The organism is Vibrio sp. Isolate32 (assembly GCF_022397955.1).
Lineage (GTDB): Bacteria > Pseudomonadota > Gammaproteobacteria > Enterobacterales > Vibrionaceae > Vibrio.
The window spans coordinates 235,718-248,772 of the sequence record NZ_JAKEUQ010000008.1; the positions used below are offsets into that span (position 1 = coordinate 235,718).

The following is a 13,055-nucleotide window of genomic DNA, read 5'->3' on the forward strand; positions in this document are numbered from 1 at the left end:
TGGTATGTGATAAGTATTTGAAAAAATGAAATAAATTAAATTTAAGGCCGCTTAGTGCCAAACAAGTTGGTTGCTACCGCGCTGTTTTGCCTTATTTAAAGTTTTATTGAGTCGCTCTAATACTTCTTCTGGTGTATCTGACTCTTTGAACTGAGTACTTGCTGCACATAAGGTTATCGTGATTTGTTGGTCACGGAACTTAAATGGCAAACGGCTCACTTGAGTCTGGATATTTTGTATTACCTGGTGGCAATATTCATCGGTTTGCTCTGGGAGCAGTAAAATAAACTCTTCACCAGAAAAACGGGCTACAGTATCAGTGGTGCTGGTCTCTTTGGTGATGGTTTTTGCGATGATTTTCAGAGCTTTATCGCCAGCCGTGTAACCAAAGCTGTCGTTGATCGATTTGAAATTGTCGATATCAAGCAGTACTGCACGTAGCGAGTGTTGTGCACGAATCCAACGGCGGTACTCAAGCTCTAAACGATCAGTAAAAGCGGTACGGTTGTAAACCTTCGTTAGAGGGTCAAGTAGCATACGCTGAGCCTGATCTTCTAGGCGTTTGCGGTAATCTTGAGTTACTTCATACAGTGAATCGAGCTGAGTTTTTCCGTAGCTCATTCGTTCGATCAGTGCTTGCTCTTTTTGCTCGGCGTGATTCAACCTTTCCGATAAAGAAGCAATTTCACTGAGTAGGGGGCTGATCGACTGCTTTAAGCTATCAATATCCTTTGCTTTCTCAACAGAGCTTTGGCTTTTACTCACTAGCTCTGTCAGCTCTGAGTTTAGACCTTGGCGGTGCTCAAAATAGCTTTGGCTTTGATCGGTATTTTGGTCTGCCGTTTTAATACTTGATGCGAGTGACGCGTTGAGTTGATCGATAAACTGCTCAGATTTTTTACGCTCTAGCGTAGTGCCTTCAATGACCAGTTTGAGGATCTGAAGTGTCAGCTCAAGCAGGTTTTGTGTGGAAACACCAAGCAATAGCTTCGCGCGAATATCGGTCAGCATATCACCTGATTCTCCCTCAAAATCGAGTTCAGTAATCAGATGTTGTAATTCGTTAGATAGGTCGTAAAGGAGCTCTTGCTCTGGAGAGTGTGCAGCGTCAGCAAACTGCGAACGTGAGTTGTTCGCCATAATCTTTATGGCACGCTCATAAATACCGAGCAGTTTTATTGCATGGTCGACTTTCTGACTGCCATTGCATTCGGAGAAGCTAAGTAAGTTTCGTAGGTCTCGTTTGAGCTGCGCTGGAAGACCAGTTATGCGTTGCAGCGTTTCCCCACTGTGCTTAATGCTATCGTCCAGATATCCGTTCTGTTTATCCATAGCCAACGTTTTCTGCTTTAGCATCCTTTCAAGTACTGCCAGCTTTGGGATCATTGAGCTAATGTCTTTTTGCTTTTCTAGTTCTTCCCTAAGGGCAATGAGGTTTTCATCTAAATGGCTATTGCTGCCAACGCACGCGTCGCTTAACGATGTGACGATACGCTTTAGAACTTTCTGTTCGCGAATAAATTTGAACGAGGTGTCTCTTTGCGTCAAACGAACTTGCTCCAACTGAAATTTCAGCTGGTGGAGTTGCACCTGAATGTCTTTTTCAAGAATGCCCATAGATGTATTAAATAGCGCCGCGTAGATCGAACTCGATCATTTTGATGAAATTCCGTTACATTGATAATAACAAAACTAAAAATAAGGTCACGAGTTACAAGTCTTAACCGCTCGCAAATCAGTCATCTTTTAGCATTTTTTTGATGTTGTCCTCATTCTGGTATGAGGATTGTATTTTTATTAGCCCTTGATTAATCGCATGTTTACAGGCTTCTCTTATATTACCTGTTGCAAGGCTAGCAGCTGGTGCATTGTCGATGGCTTTGAGGTATACCCATTGGCTGCTGCGCTCTTTGAGACTTATCTCACGCGCTAGGTTTGTTGACATCAATAGTACATCTAATAGCTCTTGATCGTTTATCGCGGTGTACGCACGTGGTAAGAATGGGTAGTCAGCGATACCCATACGAACGGTACGATTGATATTACGTTCGATCTCGAACTCATTCACCCAATCTTGAACTTTTCTGAACATGGCTTCAGGCGATGAATCGCGGTCTGAATTCGGCTCGATGTAGAGAAGGTTGGCATCCGAGAAATGGTAAACGCGAGACGGGCCTTTCAATTTCGATTTGAGGAACTCACCGAATGCATCTTCAAGTTCAAGGCCGGCTTTGTAACCATTCTGGGTATACATATTGCGTAGGAACGGTAGATCAATCATCACGAAGCGTAAACGGTCGTTCAGTGGTTCATGAATCAGTTCACCCATCTGCCATTGTTCAAAGGTTTGGCTAGTTTGCTCCAAAGAGTTCGATAGCTTGGCGTTAAGCATTCTTAAGTTAGGAAGCTTGGAACGTGAGTGCGTAAAGAGATCGGTGCGCAGTGAATCGACTTCTTTGGCCAAGGTTTGAATGATGTAGCCTCGGCGTAGCACGAAGAAGAACAGCACAATACTGAATAAGAATAGCGCGAAGGCGATCTTCTGGAACTTGCGATGTTCAAGTTTGTATTTCTCTAGCTCTTGCGCTTGCCCTGCGTAGTGCAAGGTTTGTTCGGCAAACTCTTTCTGTTGGCGGAATGCATCTTCACCAACACGGTTGAGTTTTAGCTGCTCTAAAGAGACTAGGCTGTTGTATTGCTTGAGGTTGGCAAGAGCCTGTTGTGGGCGACCAGCTTGTTCGTAACCCAAAGAGAGCAAGTAGTATGAGCGTTGTGACAAGCGAGAGTTCTCGACTTGGCGTGAGATCTCAAGCGCGCGTGTCGCATGCTTGATCACATCTTCGCTCTCTTGCAGGTGGTAAGCCAGCCCAGCCGATAGCAGCGCAGCACGGCCTTCCAGTTTTGGCATATCGGTGTACTCGAGCAGTTCAAGAGCACGGGTGAGGTACTGCTCTGCTAGAAGGTAGTTATAAAGGCGCAGGTAAGTCGCAGATAGACTTAGGCGAATATCGATGACTTGGTAGATATCTCGGTCAGTACTTTCATGATCTAATACGTTGAAGAAATGCACCAGTGCAAGGTTGTATTTACCTTGGTAAAAATACACATCACCCATTTTTTTGAGCACTTGTGCTAATACGGGGGAGTTTTCAAAGTTGTCATAGAAATCAGCAGCTTGAGATAGGTGTTCTAATGCCTTATCTAACACCTGGCGCTCAAAGAACAGCTGTGCTAGTAAGCGGTTTACTTTCGCCAAGCGTGCACTTAGGTTACCTTCCACTGATTTCCAGTACCCATACAACAATTCGTTTAATGCATGATTGTATTCTTTGTGGGTCAGGTAAAACTCACCGACAGCAATGTGGTAGTCGATGGTCACTTTTTCAGAGTAGCGCTGAGCTAGGTAGGCTTTTGCCTCTTGAAAGAACTCTTCGGCTTCGTCGATTTTATTTTCATAAGACGCGATATCAGCTTTGAGCATGATCAAACGGTAGGTGATGCCTTCTGCTAAGCGTAAGGTTTTATTCACCGACTCTAGGTTTGCTTCAATACTCTTAAGTTCAGTCTTTGCTTTGGCTGACTCTCTATCACTAAACCAAAGTAGCCTAACTTTTAAGATCTGAAGGTCCAATTCTAGGTACTCAAGCTTATAGGTTTTCGCTAGCTCAGAGGCTTTGTTGATATGTTGAATCGCAGTATGGATGTTGCCAAAATTGTATTCCGCTTTCGCTAATATCTTGTAAGCATCAATACTGCTATTCGGGGTGCGGATCGAGGAGTCTGTCTCTTCGCGAGAAATTGCCGATGGGCTTTTCTCGCGCTGATCAGAAAGGACACGTAGTGTCAGATAGCTGTTGGCCATTTTTTTTGCTTGGCTTGGTTCGATCTCAACCAAGTTATTGGCTTCATTGAGTAGCGCCGAAGAATAGACCGACGCATTCACCGAGGTGCTCAAGCTTAAAATAAATAGGCTAACAACGTATAACCAACGCATTTCAGTGTCCTTTAAAGATTAGGTAGGTGCCAAATAAGTGTGTAGTTTGCCGATTATTGGCGAGCCATACGCTTATTGTGGCTTGGTCTATCTTGCTCTGTTGAACGGTATGGGTTGATATCCAGACCACCACGACGCGTGTAACGTGCAAACACAGTTAACTTCGAAGGCGCGCAGTATTTCATGATATCAGTGAAGATACGCTCAACACATTGTTCGTGGAATTCGTTGTGCTCACGGAATGAAACTAAATAGCGTAGCAGAGCTTCACGGTCAATTTGCTTGCCAGAATATGCGATCTCAACGCTGCCCCAATCTGGTTGATTGGTGATCAAACAGTTCGACTTCAATAGGTGGCTGTGCAGTGTTTCTTCCACTTCTTGCTCGCCAGCAGCGCCTTCAAGCAATGATGCTTCAAAGTCGTAGCTCGTGATCTGGATGTCTTGGTTGTCGATACAGTCACCTTCCATCGTCACGATAGGTTGGTTGGTGTAGTCGGTTACTGAGTTTACATTCACGATCACCGTTTCGCCTGCACATGCGGACAAATCTTGGATCAGGCGCTCAGTGACTTGATCCCAGTTTTCAAATTGAGTCTGGTTGTAGCTGTTTAGGTACAGTTTGAAAGATTTTGATTCAATTAAATTTGGGCTGGTTGCTGGGATGAAAACTTCACCGACAGCCACTTGTGGTAAGCCGTTAGTGTTTAGCCACGAAAGCTCGTACATGGTCCAAATATCATGACCAACAAAAGGCAATTCGCCGTTTAGCGCAAGATCATCGCGATTAAGGCTACGAGGTACTGGCTGCAATAAACTTACATCGTATTGGTTCGAGTACTCAGTTTTTTGGCCAAGGGTTAAACCCGCTAGCTCTTTTGCGTCAGAATATTTGCTCATACTTTCGTTTCAAATTCGATTAGAATGGGGTCGATTTTACTGAATCCCCTTTACCCTGTCATTACGTCATCGCTTATTAGACAAGCTTATTTGGCAAGGAAAGGCTCAGATTCTATTTATTATTATGTGTTTAGGAGATTTTCATGACTCAACGTGCTCAAGACGCACTGGTTTCTTTTAGTCAGCGATACGTTGCCGCGTGGCAACAGCAACACCAAACTTTACCTCGCAATGAGGAGTTGGTGGACATCGTATCGCCATGCGTAGAAGAAAAGAGCGGTGACGCTGTGTTATGGAAACACTACCCGCGTGAGCAGTTTGCTGATTTTACTAACGTAGAAACGGGCATCGAGCTAACGCTGCATGAAGACATCAAAACCTTCTATGGTGCTCAATACAGCGCAGATATGAATGCGACTTTTGATGGTAACGAGCTGACTCTGTTACAGATTTGGAGTGATGAAGACTTCGAATGCCTACAAGAAAACATCTTAGGTCACCTAGTGACTCAACGTCGCTTAAAGCTAAAGCCTACGGTTTTCATCGCCGCGACCGATGCAGAGCTGGATGTTATCTCTATCTGCAACCTAACGGGTAACGTGATTTTGGAGCGTTTAGGCACCAAAAATCGTGATGTACTCGCTGAGACATTGGCAGAATTTTTAGAAAAGCTACAACCAGCGGTATAAATAGATGTACGTACTAGAACTTCAATTTGAGTGTTTTGATAACACAACGGTAAGCGCTGTCGACAAGGCTGTTAATGGCTTAATGGATGCACTTCGTTATAACGGGCAAGTGTTGGGTCGTGAATTTCCTATCGTGATGGGTGACGGCGAGTTTTACGTTCGTGTTGTCTGCCCGGAGCAAGATAGCTTACACCCTCGCAACCACTCAGATTTTGTGAAAGTGTGCTTGGATCGTCTGTCTAATGCGAGCCTACTTACTCCTAAAATGCGCTTACTGGGTCGAGATTTGAATTCAGAAGAAGTGGCTGAAGATGAAGCGCCTAGTTGGCAAGTACTGTACACCACCTTTGTGCATACCTGTTCACCGCTACGCAGTGGTGATAGCTTGTTGCCGATCCCACTATATCGTAATCCACCTACCTTTAATGGCGACCATAAAGCTGTGCTGAAATGGCAGACGGAATGGCAAGCCTGTGATGAAGTACAAATGGGTGGTGGTTGTCGAGCTGAACACGCGACCTTGACGGAAATCAGCGATACCAAAAGCGTACTGTTCAAACGCGGTTGGGGCTTAAGAGGGCGTATCGAATACCTGACTAAGATTCCTACTTACTACTACTTGTACCGTGTGGGTGGCATTAGTTTGAAAGACGAAAAAGAGCGTAAATGTCCGCAATGTGGTGGCGAATGGCTGCTAGATGCGCCGATCCACGATATTTTCTATTTCAAGTGTGATGATTGCCGTCTGGTATCAAACATCTCTTGGGATCAGCTAAAGTAACGACGGTGTTCTTAGCATGATAGGCTTATGAGTGAGCTTCGAGTAATCGAAAAAGGGGCTGACATTATGTCAGCCCCTTTTGGTATCTATAGGGTAGTGAAGTGAGGCAGATTACCAGCCTTTAACTACGCCACCTTGGAAGATGTCAGAAGCTGCTTTGTACACTTCTTCAGTTTGGTAAGCTTTAACGAAGTTTTGTACGTTCTCAGCGTTTAGGTTCTCTTCACGAGACACAATTAAGTTCACGTATGGAGACTCTTTGTCCTCAACGAATACGCCATCTTTTTGTGGAGTCAAGTTGATAGAGCTCGCGTAAGTTGTGTTGATGATAGACAGAGCTACGTCATCAAGAGAACGTGGTAGTTGTGCTGCGTCTAGCTCAACAATCGTTAGGTTCTTAGGGTTCTTAACGATGTCACGTACTGTTGCAAGAAGACCTGCACCTTCACGAAGCTCAAGAAGACCTTGTTGCTCAAGAAGAAGTAGAGAGCGACCTAGGTTTGTTGGGTCGTTTGGTACAGCAATACGAGCACCGTCTTGGATTTCGTCTACCGATTTCACTTCTTTAGAGTAACCCGCAATAGGGTAAACAAACGTGTTACCAGCGATAGTTAGCCTGTAGCCACGGTCAGCCACTTGCTGATCTAGGTACGGTGCGTGTTGGAATGCGTTGATGTCGATAGAACCATCATCTAGAGCTGCGTTTGGTGTTACGTAGTCTGTGAAAGTTACTAGCTCAACATCTAGGCCGTATTTCTCTTTCGCTACTTTAGCTGCCACTTCAGCAACTTGAGCTTCTGCACCTGCCATTACGCCAACTTTTACTTTAGAAGTATCCACTTCTTTATCACCACAACCTGCTAGAACTAGCGCGGAAGCTGCTGCTGCGATAGTTAGTAAACCTTTAAGGCTAAATTTCATAATAATCTCCTTTTAATAAATCTATTTAATTTGGTTCAGACGACTCTTGTCTTAGATAGTTTGCGTTTTAACGCTGAGTCTTTATCTGTGGTCAACGCGGCGAACTAATGAATCACCGATTGATTGAATAATTTGTACTAGCACAATCAACATAACTACCGTCACAGCCATGATGGTCACATCGTAGCGGTGGAATCCGTAACGAATCGCGACATCACCTAGGCCACCACCGCCCACAGTTCCGGCCATTGCTGAGTAGCTCACTAGAGTCACTAGCGTAATCGTTACTGAGTTGATGATAGTCGGTAGTGCTTCTGGAAGCAGAACCTTATTGATGATTTGTGTTGGTGTTGCGCCCATTGATTGAGCTGCTTCCACAAGACCTGTTGGTACTTCAAGTAGCGCACTTTCGATAAGTCGAGCTACGAATGGGATAGCGCCAATTGTCAGTGGAACAATCGCTGCTGTTGTACCGATGAAGGTACCAATCAGCATCTTAGTCAGTGGGATAATCGCAACCATCAACACTAAGAAAGGCACTGAACGACCGACGTTCACAATCGCACCTAGAATCTTGTTTACTTTGGTGTTCTCTAACAGGCCACCTTTTTTAGTCGTGTGTAGAACCACGCCTAGTGGAATACCGACAGCGAAGCCTACAATGCCAGCGACAGCAACCATGTAAAGTGTTTCGCCTGTTGCGCCTAATAGAAGGTTACCGTTAAGGCTGATCCAGTCAGCAATCTCGTTGAAACTAAAGGACATAACCAAGCACCTCTACTTTTACATTGTTATCGCGTAGGAATTGGATAGCAGCATTATCATCTGCTTCATTACCGAACAGTTCAGCAACCATCATGCCGAACTTCACACCGCCGGCGTAATCAAGGTCAGAGCTTAGGATGCTGACATCGATATTGAATTTGCGTGCAATCTGCGTCATCAACGGAGCATCAACCGTAGCACCAGTAAACTCAAGGCGTACCAGCGGGTAGCTGCTGTTTACACGAGTCTGTTGCAAGCGTGCTTGGTAATCTTCGGGAATCGTCAGATCCAGCGTTGAACGAATGAATTGATGCGCAAGCTCAGTTTTAGGGTGAGCAAAGATGTCACCAACTGTGCCTTTCTCTACCAATTCACCACCGCCGATGATCGCCACTTCGTGACAAATGCTCTTAACCACATCCATCTCGTGCGTAATAAGCAGGATCGTGATGTTCAGCTTGCGGTTGATTTCACGCAGTAGCTCAAGAATCGATTGGGTAGTCGCAGGATCCAATGCGCTGGTCGCTTCATCACACAGCAGTACTTTCGGATCAGAGGCCAGTGCACGAGCAATCGCCACACGCTGTTTTTGACCGCCACTTAGATTTGCAGGGTAAGTGTCACGCTTATCAGCCAAGCCAACGAGTTCAAGTAACTCACTCACTTTCGCTTCAATAATCGCTTTATCTTTACCAGCAAGTTCTAAAGGCAGTGCTACATTGTTAAATACAGCACGAGAAGACAGCAGGTTGAAGTGTTGGAATATCATGCCGATATTACGGCGCGCTTCGCTAAGTTCAGATTTGCTGAGTTTTGTCAGGTCGATACCGTCAACAATCACTTCACCTGAAGTCGGGGCTTCCAACATATTTACACAGCGGATTAGGGTACTTTTGCCTGCACCTGAAGAGCCGATGACTCCAAAGATTTGACCTTGAGGAATGTGGAGGTTGATATCAATTAAGGCGTTGATTTCTTTAGTGCCTTGATAAAAAACCTTGTTGACTTGATTCACTTTAATCATAGAGAAACCCGTGCAGGTAGAACAGAATAATATGTCGATAGCTCGCTCGATTTACAGACGATGCTATGGTGTTCTATGATCTAAGTCAATAGATATTTTTACGTCTAGACGGCTAAACGTCGATTGTATTGATAAGCTAGAAACAAATCGTTAACGAACGCAAAACTAAATAGATAGTGATGAAGCAAATAAAGCGTGTAATAATTAATGATTAATAGAGAGTTGATAGAGAACAAAATTTTGTCTAAACCTGCTGTTTTTTTAGATCGTGATGGTGTGATTAACGTTGATCACGGCTACGTACATGATGAGCATGACTTTGAATACATCGATGGTGTGTTTGAAGCGGCGAAAGCGTTTAAAGATATGGGTTATTTATTGGTGCTAGTGACCAACCAATCTGGTATTGCTCGCGGCATGTTTAGTGAAGACCGTTTTCTTTCTTTAACGCAGTGGATGGATTGGAACTTTGTCGATAACGGCGTTGAGCTTGATGGCATCTATTACTGCCCGCACCACGCTGAACACGGTATTGGTGACTACAAGCAAGATTGTGAATGTCGTAAACCAAAGCCAGGTATGTTCATTTCTGCTCGTGACTTTCTGAAGATTGATATGGCTAACTCGGTCATGATCGGCGATAAAGCTGAAGACATGATGGCTGCAGAAGCGGCAGGTGTTGGCACCAAAGTACTGGTAAGAACCGGTAAGCCAATCACTGAAAAGGGTGAAGCGCTAGCTAGTGTGGTACTTGATAGCATTAAAGATGTACCTGCTTTCTTAAAAGGTTAAGACACTAAGTCTCTTTCACTTAGATATAAGTGTTGTTCACTATATAAAGATGAGGAACGTAGCATGAAAGCATTGTTGATAGCATCTCTATGTACGGTAGCGTTGTTCGGGTGTTCTAAATCCGCAGCGCCTGATGGTGCAGTATCGGACGATCAATTCGTGACTTATCAATGTGAGTCTGACGCTTCATTTAAGGTCGCTTACCTTGGTAATGAAAAAGCGGTATTACGTTTGCCAGAGAATGAATATCGCCTCACTCAAATAGCGGCAGGTTCAGGAACGAAGTACATCTTAGATGATGGAACCTCTGAACTGATCAATAGCGTCACTTTACGCACTAAAGGTGACAACGCACGTCTAGAACTTGGTCGTGTCGTCTATAAAAATTGTCGAAAGTAAGTCATAGTTAACTCCTAAGATTTACAAACAGTTAAGTGAGGGAATCTACCCTCACTTTTTCTTCTCTTCCCTTTAACGTTAGACTTTTTATGAGCAAAAAACTCACTATTCTCGATATTGCTAAGCTGTCCGGTGTTGGTAAGTCAACCGTATCTCGCGTTCTGACCAATGATCCAAAAGTGAAACCTGAAACCCGTGAAAGGGTGGAAAGAGTAATTCAAGAATCTGGGTACACGCCTTCAAAGTCTGCGCAATCAATGCGCGGTGGCAGCCAAAAAGTCATCGGCGTGATTATCTCTCGTTTGGATTCCCCCTCTGAAAACAAAGCCGTTAGCACTATGCTGGCCGAGTTGTATCGAGCGGATTACGATGTCGTGATCATGGAAAGCCAACTCGACAGAGAAAAAGCCAACGAGCATCTTCAGGTTCTTAAACGTCGTAACGTTGATGGCATTATTGTATTTGGCTTTACTGACTGCGATATTCCTGCAATCGAAGCGTGGGGACACAAAGCCGTGGTGATTGCTCTGGATACCGAGAATGTGACGTCGATTAACTACGATAACCAACAGGTGATCAATAGTGCGTTAGTACACCTGTCGGATCAGGGGATCTCCGATGTTGGATTTATTGGCGTTGACCCTAGCGATAAATCAACGGGTGAACTGCGTCTCAAGGCTTACCTCGATTGGTGTGAAAGCACTGGAGTGATTGCGAATTATCGTACTGGACAGCTTCATCATGAAAGCGCTTATCAGCTGGTGGATGAGGTACTGACTCCTACAACTCAAGCAGTTGTTTGTGCCAGTGACACATTGGCTCTTGGCGTGATCAAGCGTCTACAAGAACTACAACGTGAAGATGTGGTCGTAACAGGCGTTGGTGGCAATGATCTTCTCTCTTTCTTGTTTCCTCGCGTATTTAGCATTGATCCAGGCTACCAAGCTGCAGGTAAGTTGGCGGCTAATCTATTGATCTCTCAGCTTTTAGGGAATTCAGAGATCTCTCATCACACCCAATCTCCGATTCTATAATCCACTCAATTAAGCGAAATTGAACCGCTTAGATTAAAATTAGAGTGTGATCTCTTTCAATTAATGGGACTGTTCCCATTTTAATTTATCATTCATGCAGGCATTATAATAACCGTAATTGGGAATGTTCCCATTAATCTAGATCTGAGTGGTTATAGCTGCATGGTTTAGATGAGCAATTGAATGAAACCAGGGTGGGGTAGTATGAGTAAGATAGCGAAGCAAGACGTTGCGCGTCTTATCGAGTTAGTCGGTGGTAGAGAAAACATTGCGAGTGTCAGCCACTGTCTGACTCGACTGCGTTTTGTATTGAACGATACAGAGCAGGCCAACAAAGCTGAACTCGAAAAACTGAAGCTAGTAAAAGGCTGTTTTACTAACGCAGGCCAATTCCAAGTTGTGATTGGCACTGAAGTTGATGAAGTGTACGCACTTCTGATTGAACAGACAGGTAAAGAGGCATCATCAAAAGATGAGGCGAAGTTGGCTGCTCGTCAAAATATGAACTTCCTTGAGCGTGGTATCTCCCATTTAGCCGAAATTTTCGTACCACTGCTGCCTGCCATCATTACTGGTGGTTTGATTCTTGGTTTCCGTAATGTGATTGGCGACATTCGCATGTTCGACGGCAAAACCCTAGTTGAAATCAGTCAATTCTGGGCAACCGTTCACTCTTTCTTATGGCTGATCGGCGAAGCTATTTTCTTCTTCCTACCGGTTGGCGTCTGTTGGGCAACGGTTAAGAAGCTTGGCGGAACCCCTATTTTGGGTATCACGCTCGGCGTGACCTTGGTTTCACCACAACTCATGAACGCATACATGATAGGTAAATCGGTACCTGAGGTATGGGATTTTGGACTGTTTGTGATTGAGAAAGTCGGTTATCAGGCTCAGGTGATCCCTGCGATGTTAGCGGGTGTGGCTTTGGCGTTCATTGAAACCAATCTTAAGCGCATCGTCCCAGCTTACTTGTACCTAGTGGTTGTGCCATTTGTATCGATTATTTTGTCTGTGATTCTAGCGCACGCTTTCATTGGCCCATTCGGTCGTATGTTAGGCGATGGTGTGGCATTCGCGGCTAAAGCGGCAATGACAGGTGATTTTGCGATTCTTGGTTCAGTGGTATTTGGCTTCCTGTACGCACCTTTGGTTATCACGGGTATTCACCACACCACCAACGCGGTGGATCTGCAACTGATGCAAGACTTAGGCGGTACACCAATCTGGCCTTTGATTGCACTATCAAACATTGCACAAGCATCGGCAGTAGTCGGAATCATTATCTTGAGCAAGCGTGAAGGTGAGCGAGATATTTCGGTTCCTGCGGCAATTTCAGCTTACTTAGGTGTAACAGAGCCTGCGATGTACGGCATCAACCTTAAATACAAATTCCCAATGCTGAGCGCAATGATTGGTAGTGCTGTTGCAGCTGCAATCTGTGGTAGCGCAGGTGTGATGGCGAATGGTATCGGTGTTGGCGGCTTGCCGGGCATCCTATCGATTCAACCTCAATATTGGTCGATTTACCTGGTCGCGATGCTGGTGGCGATAGTACTTCCTATCACGTTAACTCTGTTCTTCTACAAGCGAGCGCAGTCGAAAGGTGAGCTAGAAACTACGAACGCGTAATGCATTTAATAAGCGATGACTCCAAAGTGAGTTATCGCTTTTTCTCTTAGTTATAGCTTTTTCTTTTAGTTATAACGGCTATTCGACCATGTAAGCATGGTGATTTTTATTTATATTTTCTGGTAAGT

At 44.6% G+C, this 13,055-nt stretch carries 12 protein-coding genes; 6 read left to right on the top strand and 6 right to left on the bottom strand.

The genetic code is table 11. From position 1 onward, the window contains the following. Positions 1 to 51: 51 nt before the first annotated feature. The 3 genes from L1D11_RS08860 to queF all read right to left on the bottom strand — a co-directional run bounded on the left by L1D11_RS08860 (position 52) and on the right by queF (position 4,893). Complete coding sequence (locus L1D11_RS08860; RefSeq protein ID WP_239833510.1) at positions 52 to 1,617, bottom strand: diguanylate cyclase; 1,566 nt, start codon at positions 1,615 to 1,617, stop codon at positions 52 to 54. A gap of 118 nt (positions 1,618 to 1,735) precedes the next feature. Then, positions 1,736 to 3,994, bottom strand: coding sequence for a tetratricopeptide repeat protein (locus L1D11_RS08865; RefSeq protein ID WP_239833511.1), 2,259 nt, complete (start codon positions 3,992 to 3,994; stop codon positions 1,736 to 1,738). A gap of 53 nt (positions 3,995 to 4,047) precedes the next feature. Then, positions 4,048 to 4,893 carry an NADPH-dependent 7-cyano-7-deazaguanine reductase QueF gene (gene queF / locus L1D11_RS08870; RefSeq protein ID WP_239833512.1) on the bottom strand — a complete coding sequence of 282 codons (846 nt, stop codon included), beginning with the start codon at positions 4,891 to 4,893 and terminating at the stop codon, positions 4,048 to 4,050. Between the two features lie 143 nt (positions 4,894 to 5,036). On the opposite strand from queF, the gene syd reads away from it, so the two are divergent. Both syd and L1D11_RS08880 read left to right on the top strand, forming a co-directional pair. Next, positions 5,037 to 5,582, top strand: a complete 546-nt coding sequence (syd, locus tag L1D11_RS08875; RefSeq protein ID WP_239833513.1) for a SecY-interacting protein — start codon at positions 5,037 to 5,039, stop codon at positions 5,580 to 5,582. A 4-nt stretch (positions 5,583 to 5,586) separates the two neighbouring features. Further along, on the top strand, positions 5,587 to 6,363 hold the full coding sequence (locus L1D11_RS08880; protein WP_004738535.1) for a Zn-ribbon-containing protein: 777 nt from the start codon (positions 5,587 to 5,589) through the stop codon (positions 6,361 to 6,363). A gap of 111 nt (positions 6,364 to 6,474) precedes the next feature. Here L1D11_RS08880 and L1D11_RS08885 read toward each other — a convergent pair whose 3' ends face one another. From L1D11_RS08885 to metN, 3 genes are all read right to left on the bottom strand, one after another. After that, entirely contained in the window at positions 6,475 to 7,284 is an 810-nt protein-coding gene (locus L1D11_RS08885) for a MetQ/NlpA family lipoprotein (protein WP_239833514.1), read from the bottom strand. A gap of 81 nt (positions 7,285 to 7,365) precedes the next feature. Further along, a complete protein-coding gene (locus L1D11_RS08890) occupies positions 7,366 to 8,049 on the bottom strand; it encodes a methionine ABC transporter permease (protein ID WP_239833515.1) in 684 nt (227 codons plus the stop codon). After that, a complete protein-coding gene (metN, locus tag L1D11_RS08895) occupies positions 8,039 to 9,073 on the bottom strand; it encodes a methionine ABC transporter ATP-binding protein MetN (protein ID WP_239833516.1) in 1,035 nt (344 codons plus the stop codon). Before metN ends, L1D11_RS08890 begins: the two co-directional genes overlap by 11 nt. Before the next feature lie 207 nt (positions 9,074 to 9,280). Between metN and gmhB the strand changes: the two genes are divergently transcribed. The 4 genes from gmhB (at position 9,281) to treB (ending at position 12,927) form a co-directional block, all read left to right on the top strand. Next, on the top strand, positions 9,281 to 9,865 hold the full coding sequence (gene gmhB, locus L1D11_RS08900; RefSeq protein WP_017060762.1) for a D-glycero-beta-D-manno-heptose 1,7-bisphosphate 7-phosphatase: 585 nt from the start codon (positions 9,281 to 9,283) through the stop codon (positions 9,863 to 9,865). Positions 9,866 to 9,928: 63 nt separating this feature from the next. Continuing rightward, positions 9,929 to 10,264, top strand: a complete 336-nt coding sequence (locus L1D11_RS08905; protein WP_048664565.1) for an MliC family protein — start codon at positions 9,929 to 9,931, stop codon at positions 10,262 to 10,264. An 89-nt stretch (positions 10,265 to 10,353) separates the two neighbouring features. Continuing rightward, positions 10,354 to 11,298, top strand: coding sequence for a trehalose operon repressor TreR (gene treR, locus L1D11_RS08910; RefSeq protein ID WP_239833517.1), 945 nt, complete (start codon positions 10,354 to 10,356; stop codon positions 11,296 to 11,298). A 204-nt stretch (positions 11,299 to 11,502) separates the two neighbouring features. Then, complete coding sequence (treB, locus tag L1D11_RS08915) at positions 11,503 to 12,927, top strand: PTS trehalose transporter subunit IIBC (RefSeq protein WP_239833518.1); 1,425 nt, start codon at positions 11,503 to 11,505, stop codon at positions 12,925 to 12,927. Positions 12,928 to 13,055 lie beyond the last annotated feature (128 nt).